Origin of the sequence: Desulfosporosinus nitroreducens (assembly GCF_023897015.1) — a bacterium.
GTDB classification, from domain to species: domain Bacteria; phylum Bacillota; class Desulfitobacteriia; order Desulfitobacteriales; family Desulfitobacteriaceae; genus Desulfosporosinus; species Desulfosporosinus nitroreducens.
In genome coordinates this window covers 62230-83068 of the sequence record NZ_JAMHFY010000021.1, presented here as the reverse complement: position 1 = coordinate 83068, position 20839 = coordinate 62230, and the positions used below count along the sequence as shown (strand labels likewise).

Below are 20839 nucleotides of genomic sequence, written 5' to 3'. Positions count from 1 at the left end.
GCACTCGTCATACGTCGTATAACAAAGGGTTTGCAACATCGGAGAGAATATGAATGTAATAACCCGACGTCGCAAACCCTCAGGACGTTAGGCGAAATGTCCATTCCCACGTATTTCTATTCCGTCTCGTCTTGAATGTGGATATAACGAAAAAAGACCCCGTGAAGGAGATCTATCAATCATTATGTATTCGTTCGATTTCACTCAATAAATAATTGAAGTCCAGTTCAGACATGCGCCCAATGAAATCATCTTCTTTAACTAAATCGCGCAACTGGGTTCGTGTTAGATGAATCAATTTTAAGCTTTGGACCCAGGAAGGTTTCGATAACCCAACTTTACGCAAATTGAGAACTGGTATTTTAAATTGATCGAAGTATTTTGGCGGATCATGTGGCGGTACAGATGTAGTTGCAACTAAGATCAATAATTCGTCATTCTCTTCGTACACAATAACAGCAGGTCTGATCTTTGATTCATTAGGAATATCTTTATACCCAACTTCAAACCAGAAAATCTCACCTAAAGTAAATTGGTACATTGTATTTAATATTCCCCTTCGACAATGTAACGATGATCCTTATTATTTCTATCAAATAATAGTTTTCCATTCTTAATTGCTACCGGTTTGATCGTGATTTTTTGTAATTTTTCGGGGGTTAGAGATAGTTTTTTATAGCCTTGTTCTTTGGCAACGGCGCTCAAATTTTCCCCCTCCTTATTTTCCTCATTATTCTCTTCTTTGTCCATATCATATCACCTTCTAAACTTTCATTCAATAAGTAGTATGCCCATTTCTTACCACTTAGAAGATGCCAAAATGGAATCATATGGTATATAATAAAGAGGTTTAGTGAAAGTATGCGTAAAAAGCTGGACACTCCGTCTAACAGAGGGTTTGCGACACTTTGTATAGATGAAAGCGGTTGGGACGCGTCGCAAACCCTCGGGACGTTAGTGCGCCAAGCAAAGCTTGGTACTTCTTACAAGGTGAAAGTCCTTGCTGGGTAAGGTCTAGCCAACCACCCATATCGAGTGTTGAGTCGAAACTGGTAACAGTAAGGCGAAGCGTCCACAGAGAACTATATAGGCCACAGGGAGAACCGTAACTCCTGAAGCATATTCAGCCCCGTCATAGAGGGTCTGGAAACAGACAAAGAACAGATGGCAACGTGTTTAACGTCACGGAAGCCCAAGCAAAGAAACCGTCTAAAGGCAAGGTTTCGGAGGATCTGTCGGGGTCAGAGAACGTAGCATGTATGGAGAGAAGTATCAGGAACTTGGGAGGACTCCTGTTGCTCCTGCTAAAAACAGCAGGTAGGTCTATCCAATCGAAAAAGAGGACGGCCAATGCACATAGGAATTCGGATTAACTCATAGTACTCTGAGGACGGGAAAGCCGGCCACATGGGGAAGGGGTTAACGGGTATGCGTAGTCTGCAAAGGAAACACCTACCGGACATGTAGGATCGGAAAAAAATGGTGCAAACCTCTCTGCGGAGAATAGCAAGAAAGTTATGCATCTGAAGTGCATAACCGATTACGGAAGCGAGCATATCTGAAGAGCCCGGTGCGGTAGTTCCGCACGCCGAGATCTGTGCGGGGTGCGCCGGGTAACCGGCGCGTCTACCGTGACTGCGAAACTGTACGCAATGGGTCGGGCTCATGGGTCTATTTTCTTACAGTATAAATTTATAAGCTATTTCGCATTAGTAGCATTCCTGTAAGTTAATTTCCAAGTCAATTGTTACGGGTGTATGGATAATCCTGCGAATCTGAGGCTCCTTAGCTCATTGGCCTTTATTTTGATGTAAACAGCTTAAACCGTTCTTCAAATGGGAGTTTAGCGAAGCAATAGCATTACAAACAGATGTGGGATTTAAGAGAAAAATTGTTCATCGAATAAGATAATGTCACTTATAGGACTTAAAAAAGGATTTGGCTATGTTCGTTTGAATATATATTTTAGATATACTAGCCTACGTATTAGAATGTTTCGAATGGAGGAGTAAGAATGCCGTTTGTAAATCTAAAATTAGTAAAAGGACAAGTATCATTAGAACAAAAGAAAAAACTTATAGAAGGGATTACTGATCTAATTGTTAATATTATGGGAAGGGAGAGGAATTTAACTGTAATAACTCTAGATGAGTTTGCAAGAGACAACTGGGCAATTGGTGGAAAAACGTTAGAAGATACCTCTCTTGATAAAAGAATTGTTTCATTTGTAAATATTAAGGTCTCTAAAGGAACGACCAATGCTGATGAGATGGCACGGATGATGAAAGCAACAAAGGATCTAATGTTAGGAGTTCTAGGTAATAGTGATGAAACTAATTACTTTATAATTGACGAATTAAATTCTGATGGATGGGGATTTGATGGTCTATCAATGACAGACCGTGGAAAAATGGAACAATAATTAGCTATATGATACTTTCCACGTGGTTCAAAAGTATAGTTAAACTTACCTTCGCTAAAGACCCAATTAACGAACGTCCTATACATTTAAACTCGAATAGGACTACTACTATTCAATAATTTGCAGCTTCCAGTTATATACATTCGCATCTTTTATCCAGGCTTCCGCTTATTCTTATAATAATAAGTGTGAGGAGCGGGTCGGCTGTGCATGCGCGCTCTGGGGGGCGTACGGCTCCGTATAACAAGGTGTTCCCGTAACTTAGCCAATATGAATGTAATATGACGCTACGGGAACACCCAGAACGTTAGTACGCCAAGAAGTTTGATACCTCTTGCAAGGTGAAAGTCCTTGTTGGGTAAGGTCTAACCAACCACCCATATCGAGTGTTGCGCCGAAGCTGGTAACAGTAAGGTGAAGTGTACACAGAGAACCATATAGGCCACAGGGAGGACCGTAACTCCTGAAGCATATTCAGCCCCGTTATTGGGGGTTCGGAAACGAACAAAGTGCAGGTGACCACGTGTTTAACGTCACGGAAGTCAAGACAAAGGAATCACTAAAGGTGAGATTCCGGAGGGCCTGTCGGGGTCAGAGAACATGGCATGTATGGAGAGAAGTATCAGGAACTTGGGAGACCCTGTCGGTTCCGGCAAAGACCGGTAAGTCTTACCAATCGAAAAAGAGGAAGGCTGACGACCAGCAGGGAGTCGGATTAACTCATAGTACTCCGAGGACGGGAAAGCCGGCTACATGGGGAAGGGGTTAACAAGAGTATGCAACTTGCAAAGGAAACATCAACCGGACATGTAGGATCGGAACTATCGATGCGAACCTCCCTGCAGGGAATAGAACAGAAGGCAAGTAGACTCAAGAAGTACCGATTTCAAAACCTTTACCGGTTGCTCAATTACAATGCGCTAGCAGAAGCATGGAGAAATAACAACAAGAAAGCCGCAGCAGGAGTCGATAAAATAACTGCTAAAGAATTTGCCGGGGATCTTGAACGAAACCTAGCTGACCTAGCGATGCAATTGGTAAAGAAAAGATATCGGGCGAAACTGGTGCGTCGGGTAGATATACCCAAAGGGGAGGGGAAAACCAGGCCCTTGAACAGGCAATGAAAATGCTGTATAAATGGCTCAACAGAAGGAGCCAAAGGCGGAGCTTCGAATGGTTAGAGTTCAAAAGGATACTGAAACGGTACCGTGTACTTACCCCAAGGATAATAGAAACTAGCCAGACCCAGATGAAACTTGAGTTTAACTAAAAGCTTGAATATGGAAGCGAATACTCTTGAGGAGCCCGGTGCGGTAATTCCGCAAGCCGGGATCTGTGCGGGGGGTGCCGGGTAACCGGTATCTCTACCGTGACGCCGTAATTTCCCATTCCCACGCATTCTAATACTGCTTTTTGGAAACATTTTGCTTAGGAGTCTCCTAGATAAAATTTAGCAGGTGCTAAAGTAGAAAGGTATGAGAAAAGACCTCTGCGATAAAGTTACCTCTGTCAAGTAGACACCTATAAAAGAGGACCTTTATGCGGCATAAGTTCGGTATTCAACCGGTTTCATGCCGCTTTTTAGTTGTATACGCTCATTATTATAAAAATCATTATATTGATCAATTAGCTCGTTAGCTCAAGCTATTTACATAGACTTTTTGACGAACTGCTAATTCAACGTTCTATATTTATGTATATGACTTATAGGAGTGCGTAGTTGGTGGGGAATGTGAAAAATAGAGGAATTCAGTGTCCCGAAATAGAAATGATTGTTAAGTGTAGGATTGAGTTGTGGGAAAGAAAATATCTTTCTTTGAGGTTGAATCATGTTTATTTGGTTAACCGGCACAAAAATCATTTTATATTCTTGGTTTTTAATTAGAGTATTGCAAAAAACCCCGCTTAGCTTTCCGTTGATGGCAATTGCGCTTGCTATTTTAGCCAGTGGCTTTTGGCGAAGTTTTTACAGATATTCAAATGCAAAAGTGAATATGATTACTTTGCTGCTGGATTTAATTTTGGCTGTCCTTATTTCTCTGTTTCCAAAAAGTGCCGGCTTCGATAAACTTTTTATGATTTACCTTATAGAAGGGACAGCTATATTACCGAAGCCTTTCTTCATTATTTACGCTATTCTTGCAACAATAGTCAGTGTGGGATCTTTTGCACTATTTGAATTTAGGGAAACGGGTCAGATGCAATTACTCGGGGTTGCCGAAATAATGCTGTACGGATTTGTGTTTATACTGGTTCAAAGTGAAAGAAGACAAAGGGAACAAAGGCTGGCCTATGAAAAACTGACAAAAGAACTTGAATACGTCAACCTTCAACTGAACGAAAGCATGGTCTTGAGTGAAAAGTTAGCCTCCGAAGCTGAACGGCGACGAATCGCGGGCGAAATCCACGATAGCCTTGGCCATGATCTCACCGGCCTGATTTTGACACTCGAAGCGGGTAAAAGGCTTATGAACCATGATCCAGAAGTCGCAAAGAGCCACTGGGACAAAGCTCTTCAAGTTTCTCGGACAGCTCTTAACTCAGTTAGGGAACTGGTTTCAGAAAAAAGGGAATCATATTTCGAATTCGAGTTAATTTCCCGTCTTAACAAAATGGCCTGCGAGGTACAGGATTTAACCGGTTTGCAGATAGAAATTGATATGAAGCCCCAGGATCTGTGCTTATCAAGTAAAGAAGATTTCAATTTGTATCGGATATTTCAGGAAGCCATCACCAATGCCTTGCGTCACACCAATGCTGACCGTGTACAAATTTGTATTTCAGGCAACAAGGAAGCGGTGTCTTTTTCCTATTGCGATAATGGAGCCGGAACAAATAAGATTGAAGCGGGTAACGGCTTAAAGGGTATGAAGGAAAGAATCGCCGAACTTGGCGGCGTCATTTCTTTTCATTCGCAGAGGGGAAAAGGTTTTAAAATTAACGGGTATATAGGCAGACGGAGGGTAAGAAATGAAGAAGATAAAAATTCTTATTGTTGATGACCAGCACATCGTCTGTGAAGGATTGAATACTATTCTGCATTTCGAAGAGGATTTTGAAGTTGTAGGTGTTTGTCACAATGGGCAAGAGGCGTTGGATTTTTTTGAGCAAAATATTCCCGATATAGTCCTGATGGATGCACGTATGCCTGTGATGAACGGCATTGTGGCTACCGGAGAAATCACCAGGCTCTTTTTGGATACCAAGGTGCTGATTCTGACAACTTTCAACGAGGACATGCTGATCATCGAAGGATTACAAAACGGTGCCAAGGGTTTTTTGCTTAAAGATATGCAGCCCGAGAAACTGTGTAAGATCATCCGGGTTGTTCATGACGGTGGAGTTTGCCTGCATCCGGATGTGGCCCAAAAAGTTCTCTCCAAGATATCAGACAAGGATAGGAAGGCTGCCGTGGAGCATCTGCCTGAGAATGATATTTCTCAACTGACCAACCGGGAGAAGGAAGTCTTCGGGTTGATCGGCAGGGGTTTTTCCAATATTGAAATATCTTCTGCGCTGTTTATTGTCGAAGGTACTGTGAAAAATCATGTAAGCAACCTGTTGGCCAAAATCGGGGCCAGGGACAGGACCCAACTGGCGTTACTTGCTCAAAAAATACATGACTTAAGATAGAGAAAACCATGTCTGGGGTATGATGTGCAATGACTCCCTCATCTTTTAGAATAAAGATGAGGGATTTTATTATTGTTGGAGGTTGAAATGAAACATAAAAAAACAATTCTTGTCAGCGTAATGGTAATTCTAGTTTTGGTAATTTCCATAGTTTTTTCCGTATCTCATGTAAAAACACAAATGACGGATTTGTTCCGAATGAACAAAGAACTTCAGGAAGAAGGCTATTATATGGCCGATTTTGAGTTCAAGATGATGGGAATGGCGTACTGGTTGGATCATGGCCATTACTACACAGCGTTGTCACGGTTAGGGAATCTGCATAAACAGTTAAAAACAAGATCAGGATTAATCAAAGTGCCGACGTTTACCAACAAGAAAGATGAATTGGCTTTCTACTTAAATCTTCAAAACTCCAGAACAGGGGCCTTTATGGATGATTCTTTTCCATATTGCACGTATAACGAACCTACAGAAAATATATTAGCGCATCTTGATAAGCTGGCCGAAGAAACAGGACAGCCCTTACGCTTAAAATACCCTTTGAAGTACTTGGATGAAATTAATACACCCGAAAAGTTGGAAGCGTTCCTTGACGATGTATCTAATGTCGGGTGGATTGCTACCAAGTTTCCGCAAACTACCTTTATATTCGCCAGAAGCTTGTTGAGTTATTATAACGGGGAAGGTGTTATGGGCGAAAACAATTTATATCATTTCTCTCCTGAGTGGAAACATGCTTTGCTTCAATGGTTTTATGCCAATCAAGACCCGCAAACGGGGTTTTGGGGACCAAAATCAAGATCAAGCGCTCAACTGTTGAAAAAGGATTTAACCAACACGGCTTCAATTATCAAGACTTTCATTGATAGAAACGGCAATGACATTTACGAATCCTTTCCTTTGCGATACAAGAAGGAGATGTTCAAAACGTCTCTTGAGGTTATGTCCGAAGCCATGCCCGCTGATGAAGATTTGGAAGAATGGCATGAGTGGGCGTTAATAATGGGAAAAGGCACAATCATGCTGACAAGATATTTATGGAGAGACGCCTTGGAAGATGATAAAACAAAGGCGAAAGCATTGATTGAAACCTATGTCAATACCACCTTTGAAAAATATTACGTTTCAACGGAAGGAGCATTCAGCTATTATCCTAATTCAGAACACGCTACTTTGGACGGTACGGGCGGAAAAATGAACGGGTTTACCGACATGGGTTTATTTTCTGCCGAAAAGCAAAAAAAATTATGGGGAAATCCTGAAGATAGTTTATTTGATCATGGAGTACTCCACGTTTCAACTCTTACACAAAATGATCTGGCATTGATCACGAATCATTCTGAAATAAATTCTCTTCGTTTTTATGATACGATTCCTGACTTTGGCGATCCGACTTCCGGAGTTTTCGCCGTTGCCTATCCCCGAAAAACTCCCGTTCTGGATATAATGGATTTTACTCCCAAAGTGCAACATTGGCTTAATACCACTTCGCAAAGCATGGGAAATTGGGTCTCCAAAGAGGCAACGCTGCAAAGTTTGAACGCCTTGGAAATAGAAGAAGTTCTTGTTTATGAAGATGGAATTTCATTGGAAACCGCAAATGAGTTTCTGCAAAAGAATCAGGGATTTGTTGTACTTGGTTTTGATGTTTTGCAGATTCCCAGATACAAAATCACCTATGAGTTAAAAAATGAATAAACTGAATTCTAACTTTTCCCAGGCAAGCCTGGGATTTTTTCTTTACATTGGTAAAAATAATGCTATATATCAATTAAATCATTTAAACTAAGGGAGGTGATGCCCATGACAACTGAAACCAAAGTACCCAATAGATTGGCTAAGGAAAAATCCCCTTATCTTCTTCAACATACTTATAACCCAGTCGTCTGGTTTCCCTGGGGAGAAGGGGATTTCCGTAATGCCAAAGAAGATAAGCCAATCTTCCTCAGTATCGGTTATTCGACTTGTCACTGGTGGCAATTTCATTACTGAAACCGTTAATTATAGATGAACGAAGGTTTATTGAATTGTGTATTAACATAGATTTCCGTATAATAATCTTTAGGGATGACGTTTACCTGTGTCTTTATTCATTATTTCTGTTGGAAAATCAAAGCTATTAAGAAGTCTGTTTTATTTGTTACAAGCCTCATCAAATCTCCCATGATAAAAACCTCCTATGCGGAGGTTTTACTTAAAATTGAGTAAAGTTCTTTTTTTCGTTACTATAATTATTACAGTTATTGGTAATTTATGTATCCAAATTGGGCGTTTAAGCATTCCTCACAAGATGGGAAACTTCGGCTAAAAACGGATTCCCAAAACCTTGTAAAGATGAATGCGAAAAGATGCTTCGGGAATCCGAGGACGTTATACGCCATTCTAGGTCGATTTTATAATGGGACTTGGATTAATTAGGGGGTTGATTCGTATCGAATTTTGGTCCATCTATCTAATTGTATGGCTTTTTCCTGTATTATTTTTAATCCATGATTTAGAGGAGATATTAACGGTCAAAGGTTTTATGAACAGGAATAAAGATCGAATTGTTTCTTTGCTTTCCCCAAAAATTGGTACTTTCGTTCAAAAGCAATTTGACCTTACTACTGTTCAATTTTCAGTATCTGTAGCATTTGTGTTCATATTTGTTATTTCCTCTACATATTTAACTACCCACTATAATTTTGCCGAAGGTGCACTGAGATACTTCTTTATAATTGTTGCGATTTTTTTCGTGCATGTATTTACTCATGTGGGACAGGCATTAATCCTTAGGACTTATACTCCAGGAGTAATAACTTCGGTTTTAATTGTTTTTCCATATACATCGTACGTGATTTTTCGACTCTTAAGGGAACATATAATAGATTGGAATTTTGCTCTTGCCAATATCCCGTTTGTTTTATTGGCCCTTCCCATCATTTTGGGTGCACATTCTATTGCCCGAAGACTTGTTAAGTAAAAAGTATAAGTTTGTGCAAGTGGAAATTTGCCGAACCGCGTATAACTTCTAGAGATTTATGAGGTTCCTTAAAAGAGAAAAAGCCATTGATCAACATCAATTGCTTAAAGGTAAGCAATTGCTCAGTGCAGAGTACAGAACCTCATGAATCTCCTGTTGTACTGAACCGTCTGCAGATCGACAGTCTGTGTACCTATGGGGATTCAATGTTTTCTAACTGGGCAAAAAATCTCCAGGTATAGATGTCACAAGGAAGAATTTGCCTCCCATGTTGAAAGACAGCAATGTAAAGCCCTAAAAAGGGTAAACTTTCCCCCTCCCCGTACTAGGTCGTTTTCTAGAACGATTTAGTTTTAAAACGATTATGGACTTACCTTCGAACAAATAGGTAAAAATTGTATAATACAAGGACTGCCATAGCTAGGGCAGGTTTTAGTATTTTTGGGAGCAGTCGTGGATGGAGGGGGCAGATTCTTCCCAGTAAGCCTAAGGCATCTAAAAAGCTTTGTTTTAATATTTCGGCTGCAAAGAAGACCATAATGTCTGATCTTAATGAAACGATTGGGCAGAACATGAAGAAGAAACCGTCTGCAAAACTCAGCAGCATCAAGAGTCATAACTTTGGACTTATTACCATCCTTATAATCTCTCCAAGCAAAACTTACGGATTAACCATCAAAGGCTTGAATCCAAAGATGAAAGCGGTTGGAACGCTACGGGAACACTCGTCCGTTATATGAAACCGCAATATCGGAGCTGTATTCAGGGTCTAAAAATGCTTTTATGTATTCCGTTGATTATTATCTTCCTTAAATTCAATCTTGATGGGGGTAAGTTATGATACGTGAACTAAGGAATTTATTAACATCTAGTTGTGCAATTATTGTAATTTTAGTTACATTCTTAATGATAAATCGTTATGATTTTGTTCATACTTTTGCAAACGCCATTTACAAAGTCCCCGAGGTATTTGGCCTGGTCCAGACTGATCCTATTAAGGGCCCCCATTTACCAATACTCAGTACTAACGTTTTGCTCTTTATACTTCTGAATATTATTTTTGGTTATCTTGCCTATACATTAATAAACAAATGGGGAACGATCTTCCACGGAATTTTTAACGGAATTATAATGGTAGCGGTTTTTTTCATTATAACCTATGCAAGTTCAGTTAACAGAGTTGACAACACTTCAGAACTTTTTGCATTCATAGGGACTTTTCTGGTAGCCTTTATTCAATTACCCCTTAGTCAAATAATGATAAAACGTTCTGTCTTTAAAAAGGAATAGTTTCTTAGGGTATTCTTTGAGGAGTTGCGGCATCATATAACAGCGTGTCCCCAAAATCTGAAAAAATATGAATGTAGTAACCAGACTTCGGGAACACGCGAACCGTTATGAGAAACGCCGCCTGAAAGAATCCATTTTGGGCAAAAAATAGAAGCCCGGAGTTACCGGGCTAAGGTGTTTTACTAGATTCCTTTTACCATCTCCTCCGGAGATGGAATATTAAATAGTCTTCGTCGGATAGGTTTTAACGAAAAGATTTTAATCTCAACTAACCTTATGGTTGAATTAACAATCCAGTATGCACTAAGGGCAACTGGGGCCTTCCAAAGAAACACTACCCCAATAGTAGCTGGCAAAATGAACATTAGCAGATTCCTATTTTCTGTTGAGATTCCGCTTAGTCCCTGAAATAAGCCGGCAACAATTGGCAATACATGAAGGTTGTCGATTGTATGGAGACTTGACACCCATGGCACAAGGATACTTCCGACCGACGTGCTCAAGTTAATTACGGAAAAGTATAAAGAGAAAAAGACTGGCGCTTGGACTAATAGCGTTACGATTGAAGATATAGGATTGATCTTATACTTAGATGCAATCTTTAATAATTCAGAATTGACTTTTTCGGTCTGGTTGTGGAACTTCCTTGTCAACATTGCCTTTGCTTGATTGAGGTTCGCAGTTAACAATTGTGTCCGTTGCTGTTTCACCGACAAAGGAAAGAGCAATAGCTTTATACTTAGTGTGATTAAGGCCACCGCGATAAACCAGTCACCCGTTACAGTTATAAGGTTAGCCAGTAAATGGGTGAAGGTGGAAGTCAAAATATACATTTAATCGTCCTCCTTAGTTTTTATCATAAAACTAGGAGGATAAAAAAGGTGCATCATCGTCACTATCAGTTTTAATCATTCTTCTAACAACTAAATACTTCTTGACTTGAAGATGTTCAGGACAGGTAGAAATCAATTGGCAGCTAGAGAGATAAGTATCTGCTAACTTGACACTAATCAAACTACTTTTCAACAGTCTGAAACTAACCCAGGAGAATGCCAATATCAAAGCTAGGTTCAGAATTAGTATAACCCAAGCATGACTGTCAAATTGCAATCACTCACCCCCTACCAGAACATAAATCTATTATATAATTAGCAATAGGGGATAGCAAGGTTTGTATAAGATTGTCTTATAAGCGCGGCGCATCTCATAACAGCGCATTCCCAAAATCTGAGAACATATAACGTAGTAACCAGACTTCGGGAACACGCGAACCGTTAGTGCGCTAAGTAAGAAGCAATCTATGAACAGGAGTTTAGTGGCCATAGCTATTTGGCTTACTCGACCGCGGGGGTGTCGGGTAACCGGTATCTCTACCGTGACTCTGCAATTGCTAGAAAAGATGGAGGGAAAGTATGGGGAATTTTGAGTTTGATGGAGAAAAGTATAAGGCTGCTTCCGGTCATCAAAAAGAGTGGGGGACCAAAATCGTATCTGAATTGAATCTTACTGGAGCGGAGTCCATTCTCGATCTTGGTTGTGGTGATGGTGTTCTTACAAAACAGTTGGCTAACCTAGTTCCTGAAGGGAAAGTTCTTGGAATCGACGCCTCAATGGGGATGATTAAAACAGCAAAAGAGCTGGAAGGAAATAATTTGACCTTTTCTTGTCAAGACATTAACGATATGGTCTTTTCCAACGAGTTTGACTTGATATTTTCTAACGCTGCGCTACACTGGATTAAAAACCATGGGAGTCTCTTAGACAGTTGCCAAATGGCCCTCAAGCCAGGTGGCGTGGTGCGTTTTAACTTTGCTGGAGATGGAAACTGTTCAAATTTCTACGAGGTTGTTAGGCAGGTTATGGATCATCCAATTTATAGTGATTACTTTAAAAACTTTGAATGGCCCTGGTACATGCCAACACTGAGTGAGTACGATGATTTGGTTATACAACACAAGTATAGAGAAACAAGCGTGTGGGAAGAAAACGCTGACAGAAACTTTAACAGTAAAAAAGATATGGTAAAGTGGATTGATCAACCTTCCATCGTTCCGTTCTTAAAGTTTCTACCTGAAGGAAAAAAGGTCGGGTTTAGAAACGAGGTTATATGCAGAATGGTTAATAAAACTACCCAACCTGATGGAACCTGCTTCGAAACTTTTAGACGGATAAACGTCTTTGCAAGAAAATAAGACTCAACAGCAGATAACAACAAAGCATTCACGAAACCAGCCAAGATTAAGGTAGTATGGCGCTTCGTGAATGCCCAGAACGTTTTATGAAAGGTAGCCTGTAAAGTAAACGTCTCGGGTATAGAAAAGATTACAGAGAATGTATTTTAATGAAACGACTTTAGTCCACTTAAAGACTTGATCTAATAATTTAAAGATATAAGTTTAAAGTGAAAATTAGAGAGGAGCCTACAATGAAAAGAAAGTCTAAGATATTGACCTATATCTTGTATGTAGTTGTTCTTTTTGGTTTTTTAACAGCTGGTTCATGGGCGATGTTTATGATCAAAGTATGGGTAGGTAGAAATTATAGACCAATTCCCGGGTTTATTGGATTTAGTTTAATTTGCATATTCTTAGGTGTACTTTTAGGGTTAGAACATTTCGTGGGAGAATTCCGCAAGGACGGAAATTGGTCTGCAAATATTGTTAGGCTTATTATCTTGGGGGTTCCATCAGGTGTTTTCGCTTTTTATTTGCTTCTGATCACGTTACCAATTAGATTTCCCAGTTTCCTTTTCAATACTAGTTTGTTTTATGAATTCTCAGGAATAGTTTTTGGATATACACTCATGACTAGCTTTTATAAGAAAACAAGAAATAATAACCCGGAAGTTGATAAGACTGTGAAATTATGAAAAAAGGTTATTGTAGAAAGTTCCATCAACGTATGTCCTACTAATTTAATCAAGAGGGAATAAAGAAGGGCATGATTTTGAAGACAAGGGTGTTAAGTTCCTGAGGAATCGTAAAAACAACGTGGAAGGATATTTTATTGGTTTAGTTGTGGTAGGGGCAAAAGAGGTAGAACAAGTAGAAATGGAGTTAGGAACATTCACTCCATATGTGCAAGGATTATATCGTAAAACATCTTTTTCTTGTGGAGGACGTTGGCTAATGATAGAAGTAAAAGACAAGTCTGTGATCAATGATATACAGAGCCTAATAGCAATAAGAGTAAAGCCTAAGAGATAAAGTCATAAGAATGATTTGTGTTGGAGGGGAAGTCAAAGGGTTATTGAATAAAGCACTGATAATTCACAGTTAAGGAAGGGTCTGGCATTTTTTTTGGAGGCAGTCAAAAATCAGACATTCCAATAGATCCATGCAGTTTTGGTCCGAACCCTCTCTCTCACAAACCCATCCGGAGAGATATCTTTGAGATAATTCTTAACTAGCTTGTTTTGATCATCACCGGGGTCATTTTTAAGTTCAAAAAGTGTGCCATAATAACTATGTGCTTCTTCGAGTGAGCGGACATGCTCTCGATCAGTATCCACATAGGTAATGTGGGGATAATACCCCATTAGCCAAAGAATATTAAAAATACAGTAGACTGTGTTAACATAAAATTTTGGATCTTTAAGCTGAAGGATTTCCGCACGAATAACGTCCTGAACAGAGTCGGAACGACTCACGAAATTTGACAAAAAGCAGTATCCCTTGCTAGCAGAGATCATCTTTTCCAGAGTGACTTGATCATGGATTCCTGGGCTGTTGATGGCCGTAACTAAGTCAAATCGTTTTTCCCAACCGTATTCCTCAAGGTTGACGTCATTCCAATTTAAGTTTTTAAAGGAGATATTGGTCAGGTTGGCGGCGGCAGCATTTTGATGCGCATGGTCCAGCATTTTAGAGGATATGTCCAGGCCGGTAACGTCACTGGATGACTTAGCAAATTCAACAGCAAATCCTCCCGGACCGCAACCTATGTCCAGAACACTGCTGTTTTTAGCAAGAAGATTATGATCAGACATGAATCCAAGAATTTTCCCAATTCGTTGGTCAGAAGTTTTTGGGGAAACTAATTTATTGAACTCATCGGCCCGATTGTCCCAAAAGGCCGTCGCTGAGGCCCTGGCAACCTTTCCTTCGCTCCACAGACGGGTGTAATATTGTATATCCATCTCTTTACCACCCTTTCGAATAGTCCTTGAAACAGTCCAGGCACACTTTTTTGCCGTCATTGATTCGCATCTTGTGCTCCGGAGCGCCTTCTCCGCAATTCTCACAAATTACGGTAGTAAAGAGTCTGGCCTTTTCGGGCAACTCAAAGGACGGCTGGGAGAAGTTAAAGAGTTCTTCGGCAGGTGAGTTCAGAAGGTATTCTTGACGTTGCTGGCGATCCATTTCTTCATTTAAAGGCTTTACTATCATTCTCAGGCTTTCGCCATTGGAGCGGTTAAAAAAGCTGAAGGCCATTTTGCCTGTGCCTTTGTACAAAAGATTTCCCTTTCCAAAAGTACAGCCCGTAATCACCTGTACGGCATCGACTCCGCAAGCGTCGTTTTCGGTGACACAGACAATTTCTTCATCTGCAGAAAACCGAATGCCCAGTTTCTTGATGGCGGCTTCACAAGCTTTATAGCCAATTGCCAGACCTGGGCACTCATGCCCATGAAATTCCACTGCTTTTTCCCACTGCGTTTGCACTCTGCACAATAGATTTAATCCCCCTTTTTACATTATAAAAAATTAAAAAAGACCAGGGGAAAACTGACCTATCAAAGTCAGACCTCCATGGTCTTCACCAACATCTTCATGATCTTGTGTGCTTATGATTTATAATTAGTATTCTACAAGATCCCATGAATTCCTGCTGGACATATGTTCGAAATAATTAAAAGAATCAATAGAGGAAAGGAGAGTTCTGCAGTATTTCGCAGAAACAAAATATTTCGGGCTATACATATTTTGCAGTTTCATTGTGAGATGAAATTATCATTCTTTGCTGGTGCTGCACTGCGGTAAGGAGTCTAGGCAGAAAGTAAAACTTTCAGTTGGGAAATTAAATGCCTAAAGGGTAGTGAAACATATGATGTGTACGGATTTGTTGCTGACCACGATAGCTTGTCAGCTTTGCTCTCAAACGACAGTGAATGAAGACAGATTACTTATCAAAGATGAGTAAAAAGGTGCCCCAAAAATATGTTTGAATAAAGCAGGGATTCTGATATTTTTGTAGAAGTAGCAAATGATATAAAGTGTTATGATTTAGGGGAGTTAAAGAGGCCCGAAAATTGACAGGTCCTAATTTTAGATGCTTGCTTGGAATGAATAACTTAATACGTACGTAACGAGTGTACTTTCTTAGGGAAAGTATTAAAAAGGGAAGTCAGTTAATCTGACGCGGTCCCGCCACTGTGATAGTGAGCGGCCTTATATAATGTCACTGGGTAACTGGGAAGACATAAGGCGGCGATGAACTTAAGCCAGGAGACCTTGTTCGTTACAGATCAACACAGGAACCTACGGAAGATAGGGGAGGTGCCGTTTATGTCGGGAAGCCAGCGAATGCTGTCCGGCTAGCGAAGTCAACCATATCCCTTTACAGGTGTCTGTAGAGGGTTTTTTTGTTTTTTCAGGAAAAGAGACTGAACGCAGATATGTGTAAATACAGAGTGTATGGGAGCGAATTGTTATGATTACAGCCACTGTTCATAGTTTAGAAGGTGTTGTCTGCAGACTGGGGTTAGACCCACTCACAGCTAACCGCTTTATGGAGGAGTGGTTACAAACTGCACGCGAGGTTTCTTTTGAGGAGGCTAATGAGGTAGCTTGTATATTGAACAAAATGAAAGGATGTAAGTACTACTTAGCCCCAGATCCTACCCAAGAGGGTTATCAAGTCGTGCTGATCGTGAAGAAAAATCGAGTAATTACTATTCTAACTCAGATAACTAATTCCTTTTACGGTGTACCTGAGGCTAAGACGGTGGATGGTACACGTATGATTAGGACATTAGGGGGAGAGATGTATGAAGACTATGGCAATTGGGTTAGACAACTTAGAAAAAGACGCGAAAAGTCTTTTAATAGAAAAAAACTCAGATTCTGAAATCAAAAGCAAATTCTGAGGGTGGGATGGTTACTGATATCCACTAAATTGAGAGTTTGTTAAGTATAACTGGGTTCCGGGGAAACCGACCCTGCAAGTTAAATGTCTTAATAATGAGTCCGAAAAATTTGTAAAGCAGGGATTTCTAGATTTTTGGAGAAGTAGTTATAATAAACAAAATACATTAAAAATTTGACCATGGAGGTCTGACTTCGATACGAAGTCAGCCTCGTGGTCTCTTTTTTTACTAAAATTGAGGGAGCGATGAAACGATGGAGAAACAAATTCAAATGGATTGGGAGCGTTGTGTAGAGTTTCACGGACATATTTGCCCTGGGTTGGCAATCGGTTTCCAAGCGGCACAGATCGCCTTAAAGGTGCTGCCCGCCTTGGAGGGAGAGCCGTACAATCCCAAAAGCGGGATAGTCAGCATCGTACAAAATGACGCCTGTGGAGTGGATGCTGTGCAGACCTTGCTTTCGAGTACCTTTGGAAAAGGAAATCTGATGTTCAGGGATCAGGGGAAGCACGTTTTTAGTTTCATTCGCCGTCAGGATGGGCGTGGTGTTCGTGTACGGTGCAATGTGCTTTTTGTGGAGAGGGCGTAATGGAACAACGGGGAGTGTTCGCGATGGGCGCATCGCCTGTCTGGAGTGTGTGGAACAATATGAATCGCGAGTCCTTGTATTAAACAAATAAAACAGGCTTAAGTAAGAGCTGGCATACCTATGATCACGTATGGCATGTTTTAAGTAGGCTAGTTTCGATAAGTTTGTCTGAACATGCCATACGATATAGAGAGGATGGGTTCCGTGAAAAAACTGATGGCGATATTTTTGACGCTAACCATGTCATTATTACTTTTAACGGGATGTGGAGGAACTGCAAGTACAAAGGAAGGGGGAACAGTTCCGACCACAGCTCAGGTTCAAAAACAAAAAATTACGGATCTGGCCGGCAGAGACGTTGAACTAACGGTCCCGGTCCAAAGGGTCGTGGCCGTTGGGCCGGGAGCGCTCCGGTTAGTGACTTATGCCGAAGGAGCGTCCATGGTGGTCGGGATCGAAGAGACTGAAAAGAAACCTAACCTAGGAAGATCCTACATGCTCGCTTATCCTGACTTGAAGAAACTACCCAGTATTGGGCAGGGGGGGCCGGATACTGTACCTAACGAGGAAAGCTTGGTCAGCGTCAAACCGGATGTGATTTTTGTCTGTACGCTTGTAGATAAAGATAAGGCCGATCAATTACAAGCCAAAACAGGTATTCCGGTAGTCGCTTTAAGCTATGGGGATTTAGCGACGTTTGGTGAGAATCTATACCGATCCCTAAATATAATCGGCTCGATCATCGGCAAGGAGAAGAGGGCACAAGACGTTGTGGCCTATCTCAAACAAAATGAAAAGGATTTGGCTCATCGGACGAAGGGTATTCCAGAGGGCGAAAAAGCCAAAGTTTATGTAGGCGCTGTGAGCATGAAAGGAGCGCATGGGATTGAAAGCACTCAGGCCAAATACCCTCCATTTAAGTATATTGGGGCAAAAAATGTCGTTGATGAAACAGGCAAAAACGGAACTGTTATGATCGATAAAGAAAAACTCATCAGCTGGGATCCGGATTACTTGTTTCTTGATGCAGGGGGGTATGCACTAGTTACAGAAGATTATAAGAAAAACCCTGCTTTCTACCAATCCCTGCAGGCTTTGAAAAATGATCGAGTATATAACTTGATTCCCTTTAATAACTATAGCCCCAATATCGACACGGCATATGCAAACGCCTATTACGCAGGAAAAATAATCTTTCCTGAACAGTTTAAAAACATTGATCCGATTAAGAAAAGTGATGAAATTTATCAGTTCCTGTTAGGTAAACCCCTGTATGCAGAAATGGATAGGGATTTTGGCGGCTTCAAGAAGTTGGAGCTAGGAAAATGATATGAGGTGATTTGAGTTGGTTGGCAATGAGACCGTGACTGATGGAGGAGTAATCCATTATCTGAGATATACATGGAAGAAGAAATTAATCTTGTTGGGTCTGTTGGTGATGACTGCAGTGCTAGCACTTTATGCCATCTGCGCCGGCTCAGCTGAGCTTTCGCCTTGGCAGGTCTTACTGACGTTATTCGGCCAAACCGAGGGACAGTCTCAGATTATCATTTGGTCAATCCGCTTACCCCGAGTGTTGGCAGCGATGGTGGCAGGGATAGGCTTGGCAGTTGCCGGTGCGGTCATGCAAAATATCCTCAGAAACCCCTTAGCTTCTCCGAGTACCCTCGGGATTGCTCAAGGCGCAGCCTTTGGGGCTGCACTGGCCATCATTGGTTTGGGAGCAGGGAGTACTCCAAGTACAGGCGGGGGAGCGCTGCTGATTAACAACCCATATATTGTCACAATTTTCGCCTTCGTGGCGGCAATGCTTACGACCATGATTATTCTTTTTCTAGCCCAATATAAGGGGGTTTCGCCGGAGTCCATGGTGTTAGCTGGGGTCGCTTTAGGGTCTCTCTTTTCGGCAGCCACTATGCTGTTACAGTATTTTACCAATGATGTTAATGTAGCGGCTATTGTCTTCTGGACCTTTGGCGACATTGGGAGAGCATCCTGGGGGGAATTGGGGATTATGTCCTGTGTAGTCTTTAGCTCCTTGCTCTTCTTCCTGTTTAACCGCTGGAATTACAATGCTCTGGACAGTGGGGCAGAGACAGCCAAGGGTCTAGGTGTCAACGTGGAAAAAACGAGACAGTGGGGGATGTTTTTCGCTTCTTTGATCACGGCTACAGTCGTTTCCTTTTTAGGAATCGTGGCCTTCATTGGTCTCGTAGCTCCTCACCTTGTGAAGCGCTTGATTGGCGGGGACAATCGCTTCCTCATTCCTGCATCTGGGGTGATGGGCGCTTTGCTGCTTTTGGCTGCGGATACTCTGGCCAGGCGGATCATCGCACCCGTGGTCTTGCCGGTAGGTGCAGTAACCTCCTTTCTCGGAGCACCGCTCTTTCTCTATCTTCTAGTGAGGGGGTCTAAGTTGGGATGATCTTATCCGTCAAAGGGATCGAATTTAGTTACAGCTCTCGAACAATTTTGGATAAAGTGGGCTTTTCTGTGCAAAAAGGGGAGTTCCTCTCCATATTAGGGAACAATGGTGCTGGAAAATCCACGCTGCTCAAGACTTTAAACAGGATTTTGCTGCCGAAAAAGGGCAATATTCTATTGGACAACCAGGAGGTGTCTAAGCTTAGTCGCTTGGCAATAGCTCTAAAGATGGCGTATGTCTCACAGCATTACGAGAGCAATCGGCAGACTGTCTTTGACGCTGTACTTTTAGGCCGCAAGCCTCATATTAAGTGGGAGGCGACGGCGTCAGATTTGGCGCTGGTGCAAGAAATATTGGCAAAAACTGGTCTGAAGGAGTTTGCTCTTCGCTACTTAGATGAACTGAGTGGAGGGGAACTGCAGAAAGTCATCATTGCTAGGGCCTTGGCTCAAGAACCCGAAGTTCTGTTATTAGATGAACCAACCAGTAACTTGGATCTAAGAAATCAAATCGAAGTGTTAAGGACCATTCACAATGCTGCTAAAGAGAAGAACATTGCAGTGGTTGCTGTGATGCACGATCTAAATCTGGCTTTACGTTTTTCGGATAAATTTTTATTATTACAGAATACAAAAGTCTTTGCTGCTGGAGGATCTGAAGTGATGACAGCTGAAAATATCTCTCAGGCGTATGGGGTCCCGGTAAGGGTGGAACGGGTACAGAACCAAATAGTGGTGATTCCAAGTTAGGAAATTGGGTTTGAAGTGGATAATATAGAAAAGGTTGACTCCAAAAATAGGGAGTCAACCTTTTTTAAAACTAGGTAGGAACGTTTTGGTTAGCCCAGACCCAATAACATTGTGACGGTCAGATCAGAATATCATTAAGTCTGAAGTTGATAGCTTCCTAAAGATCCAAACTGTCTTTAGAAAATAATATGTTGACATTTTCGCACGTAAGGTGCAGGTAGAAAGATATCAAGGGGCTTTGGAGCATCGAATTCACGTTGCAAGCTTTTTCGAAAGTCATCAAATCTTGGTTTAGTATTGCATCAATCACCTCCTATATGAAACTAAAAAGACCATGGAAGAAATAATTAGACTTTAAGTCTAATTAAGACCTCCATGGTCTTTTAATATTTAGCATTTTTATTTATGCATATTACATTCTACATAAATACGATTATTCCTTCTTCAGCTACTGAAAATTATTTTCTGTTTTATGGAGAACTTCTTGCTCAGGGGCTATCGTCCTTAATACGCTTTCTAGTATGTGAAAATGAGATTGTTAGCCTTACTCAGGATAGTGACTTGGGAGAGATGATTTTTAGTCTGGGACTGCCTGGTATGAAGGTTTCCGAGTTGGTGGCATTAAAGTTGTAAGAATTGTATTGACAATTTTGGTTATTAATTATAAATTAAATATAT

The 20839-nt window shown here is 41.1% G+C and carries 26 protein-coding genes, 3 pseudogenes and 1 riboswitch; of the genes and pseudogenes, 19 read left to right on the top strand and 10 right to left on the bottom strand.

Annotated elements, in window-relative coordinates:
* Window positions 1-175: 175 nt before the first annotated feature.
* Window positions 176-541, bottom strand: coding sequence for a type II toxin-antitoxin system PemK/MazF family toxin (locus M8E35_RS19465; RefSeq protein ID WP_252471460.1), 366 nt, complete (start codon window positions 539-541; stop codon window positions 176-178).
* 5 nt (window positions 542-546) lie between these two features.
* Entirely contained in the window at window positions 547-750 is a 204-nt protein-coding gene (locus tag M8E35_RS19460) for a hypothetical protein (RefSeq protein WP_252471457.1), read from the bottom strand.
* A gap of 111 nt (window positions 751-861) precedes the next feature.
* On the opposite strand from M8E35_RS19460, the gene M8E35_RS19455 reads away from it, so the two are divergent.
* From M8E35_RS19455 to M8E35_RS19445, 3 genes are all read left to right on the top strand, one after another.
* A complete protein-coding gene (locus M8E35_RS19455) occupies window positions 862-1011 on the top strand; it encodes a hypothetical protein (RefSeq protein ID WP_252471455.1) in 150 nt (49 codons plus the stop codon).
* Window positions 1012-2014: 1003 nt separating this feature from the next.
* Window positions 2015-2422, top strand: coding sequence for a 2-hydroxymuconate tautomerase family protein (locus M8E35_RS19450; protein ID WP_252471452.1), 408 nt, complete (start codon window positions 2015-2017; stop codon window positions 2420-2422).
* 776 nt (window positions 2423-3198) lie between these two features.
* Window positions 3199-3546 (top strand): reverse transcriptase family protein, encoded by a 348-nt coding sequence (locus M8E35_RS19445; RefSeq protein ID WP_252471449.1) that lies wholly within the window; start codon window positions 3199-3201, stop codon window positions 3544-3546.
* Between the two features lie 53 nt (window positions 3547-3599).
* Here the strand turns inward: M8E35_RS19445 and M8E35_RS19440 are convergent, their stop codons facing one another.
* Both M8E35_RS19440 and M8E35_RS27015 read right to left on the bottom strand, forming a co-directional pair.
* Window positions 3600-3845, bottom strand: coding sequence for a hypothetical protein (locus M8E35_RS19440; RefSeq protein WP_252471447.1), 246 nt, complete (start codon window positions 3843-3845; stop codon window positions 3600-3602).
* A gap of 114 nt (window positions 3846-3959) precedes the next feature.
* The gene (locus tag M8E35_RS27015; protein WP_366946838.1) at window positions 3960-4049 is read right to left on the bottom strand and encodes an IS3 family transposase; all 90 of its coding nucleotides are present in this window, start codon (window positions 4047-4049) and stop codon (window positions 3960-3962) included.
* A 202-nt stretch (window positions 4050-4251) separates the two neighbouring features.
* On the opposite strand from M8E35_RS27015, the gene M8E35_RS19435 reads away from it, so the two are divergent.
* The 5 genes and pseudogenes from M8E35_RS19435 (at window position 4252) to M8E35_RS19415 (ending at window position 9020) form a co-directional block, all read left to right on the top strand.
* Entirely contained in the window at window positions 4252-5421 is a 1170-nt protein-coding gene (locus M8E35_RS19435) for a sensor histidine kinase (protein ID WP_252471445.1), read from the top strand.
* Window positions 5393-6055: a response regulator transcription factor gene (locus M8E35_RS19430; RefSeq protein WP_252471442.1), complete on the top strand. Its 663-nt coding sequence runs from the start codon at window positions 5393-5395 to the stop codon at window positions 6053-6055. The genes M8E35_RS19435 and M8E35_RS19430 overlap by 29 nt, the downstream gene beginning before the upstream one ends.
* 87 nt (window positions 6056-6142) lie before the next feature.
* Window positions 6143-7756 (top strand): hypothetical protein, encoded by a 1614-nt coding sequence (locus tag M8E35_RS19425; RefSeq protein WP_252471440.1) that lies wholly within the window; start codon window positions 6143-6145, stop codon window positions 7754-7756.
* Window positions 7757-7861: 105 nt separating this feature from the next.
* A pseudogene (locus tag M8E35_RS19420) lies at window positions 7862-8032 on the top strand (DUF255 domain-containing protein); the annotation flags it as partial.
* Window positions 8033-8456: 424 nt separating this feature from the next.
* Window positions 8457-9020, top strand: a complete 564-nt coding sequence (locus tag M8E35_RS19415) for an HXXEE domain-containing protein (protein ID WP_252471438.1) — start codon at window positions 8457-8459, stop codon at window positions 9018-9020.
* Between the two features lie 362 nt (window positions 9021-9382).
* Here M8E35_RS19415 and M8E35_RS27200 read toward each other — a convergent pair.
* A pseudogene (locus tag M8E35_RS27200) lies at window positions 9383-9643 on the bottom strand (transposase); the annotation flags it as partial.
* Here M8E35_RS27200 and M8E35_RS27195 point away from each other — a divergent pair.
* Window positions 9560-9760, top strand: coding sequence for a hypothetical protein (locus M8E35_RS27195; RefSeq protein WP_436628280.1), 201 nt, complete (start codon window positions 9560-9562; stop codon window positions 9758-9760). The pseudogene M8E35_RS27200 and the gene M8E35_RS27195 sit on opposite strands and share 84 nt — an antisense overlap.
* A gap of 97 nt (window positions 9761-9857) precedes the next feature.
* A complete protein-coding gene (locus M8E35_RS19405; protein WP_252471435.1) occupies window positions 9858-10310 on the top strand; it encodes a hypothetical protein in 453 nt (150 codons plus the stop codon).
* Window positions 10311-10492: 182 nt separating this feature from the next.
* On the opposite strand, the gene M8E35_RS19400 is transcribed toward M8E35_RS19405, so the two are convergent.
* Together M8E35_RS19400 and M8E35_RS19395 are read right to left on the bottom strand one after the other, a co-directional pair.
* Entirely contained in the window at window positions 10493-11143 is a 651-nt protein-coding gene (locus tag M8E35_RS19400) for a YidC/Oxa1 family membrane protein insertase (protein ID WP_252471432.1), read from the bottom strand.
* A gap of 31 nt (window positions 11144-11174) precedes the next feature.
* The gene (locus M8E35_RS19395) at window positions 11175-11420 is read right to left on the bottom strand and encodes a hypothetical protein (protein ID WP_252471430.1); all 246 of its coding nucleotides are present in this window, start codon (window positions 11418-11420) and stop codon (window positions 11175-11177) included.
* Window positions 11421-11722: 302 nt separating this feature from the next.
* On the opposite strand from M8E35_RS19395, the gene M8E35_RS19390 reads away from it, so the two are divergent.
* Together M8E35_RS19390 and M8E35_RS19385 are read left to right on the top strand one after the other, a co-directional pair.
* Window positions 11723-12502: a class I SAM-dependent methyltransferase gene (locus tag M8E35_RS19390; RefSeq protein ID WP_252471428.1), complete on the top strand. Its 780-nt coding sequence runs from the start codon at window positions 11723-11725 to the stop codon at window positions 12500-12502.
* Window positions 12503-12735: 233 nt separating this feature from the next.
* The gene (locus M8E35_RS19385; RefSeq protein ID WP_252471425.1) at window positions 12736-13179 is read left to right on the top strand and encodes a hypothetical protein; all 444 of its coding nucleotides are present in this window, start codon (window positions 12736-12738) and stop codon (window positions 13177-13179) included.
* Here M8E35_RS19385 and M8E35_RS27190 read toward each other — a convergent pair.
* Window positions 13146-13306 (bottom strand): annotated as a pseudogene (locus M8E35_RS27190) (IS91 family transposase); the annotation flags it as partial. The gene M8E35_RS19385 and the pseudogene M8E35_RS27190 sit on opposite strands and share 34 nt — an antisense overlap.
* Window positions 13307-13360: 54 nt before the next feature.
* Between M8E35_RS27190 and M8E35_RS19380 the strand changes: the two are divergent.
* A complete protein-coding gene (locus M8E35_RS19380) occupies window positions 13361-13516 on the top strand; it encodes a DUF3788 family protein (RefSeq protein WP_445012477.1) in 156 nt (51 codons plus the stop codon).
* 110 nt (window positions 13517-13626) lie between these two features.
* Here M8E35_RS19380 and M8E35_RS19375 read toward each other — a convergent pair whose 3' ends face one another.
* Together M8E35_RS19375 and M8E35_RS19370 are read right to left on the bottom strand one after the other, a co-directional pair.
* Window positions 13627-14448: a class I SAM-dependent methyltransferase gene (locus M8E35_RS19375; protein WP_252471420.1), complete on the bottom strand. Its 822-nt coding sequence runs from the start codon at window positions 14446-14448 to the stop codon at window positions 13627-13629.
* A 4-nt stretch (window positions 14449-14452) separates the two neighbouring features.
* On the bottom strand, window positions 14453-14983 hold the full coding sequence (locus M8E35_RS19370) for an FmdE family protein (protein WP_252471418.1): 531 nt from the start codon (window positions 14981-14983) through the stop codon (window positions 14453-14455).
* Between the two features lie 619 nt (window positions 14984-15602).
* Window positions 15603-15785: riboswitch (cobalamin riboswitch) on the top strand.
* Between the two features lie 177 nt (window positions 15786-15962).
* Here M8E35_RS19370 and M8E35_RS19365 point away from each other — a divergent pair.
* The 6 genes from M8E35_RS19365 (at window position 15963) to M8E35_RS19340 (ending at window position 20794) form a co-directional block, all read left to right on the top strand.
* Complete coding sequence (locus M8E35_RS19365) at window positions 15963-16379, top strand: hypothetical protein (protein WP_252471416.1); 417 nt, start codon at window positions 15963-15965, stop codon at window positions 16377-16379.
* Between the two features lie 272 nt (window positions 16380-16651).
* Window positions 16652-16987 carry a formylmethanofuran dehydrogenase subunit E family protein gene (locus M8E35_RS19360; RefSeq protein ID WP_252471413.1) on the top strand — a complete coding sequence of 112 codons (336 nt, stop codon included), beginning with the start codon at window positions 16652-16654 and terminating at the stop codon, window positions 16985-16987.
* Window positions 16988-17182: 195 nt separating this feature from the next.
* On the top strand, window positions 17183-18316 hold the full coding sequence (locus M8E35_RS19355) for an iron ABC transporter substrate-binding protein (protein ID WP_373887465.1): 1134 nt from the start codon (window positions 17183-17185) through the stop codon (window positions 18314-18316).
* Between the two features lie 16 nt (window positions 18317-18332).
* Window positions 18333-19412 carry a FecCD family ABC transporter permease gene (locus tag M8E35_RS19350; RefSeq protein WP_252471409.1) on the top strand — a complete coding sequence of 360 codons (1080 nt, stop codon included), beginning with the start codon at window positions 18333-18335 and terminating at the stop codon, window positions 19410-19412.
* Window positions 19409-20161, top strand: a complete 753-nt coding sequence (locus M8E35_RS19345; protein WP_252471408.1) for an ABC transporter ATP-binding protein — start codon at window positions 19409-19411, stop codon at window positions 20159-20161. Before M8E35_RS19350 ends, M8E35_RS19345 begins: the two co-directional genes overlap by 4 nt.
* Window positions 20162-20566: 405 nt before the next feature.
* Window positions 20567-20794 carry a hypothetical protein gene (locus M8E35_RS19340; protein WP_252471404.1) on the top strand — a complete coding sequence of 76 codons (228 nt, stop codon included), beginning with the start codon at window positions 20567-20569 and terminating at the stop codon, window positions 20792-20794.
* Window positions 20795-20839: the final 45 nt, after the last annotated feature.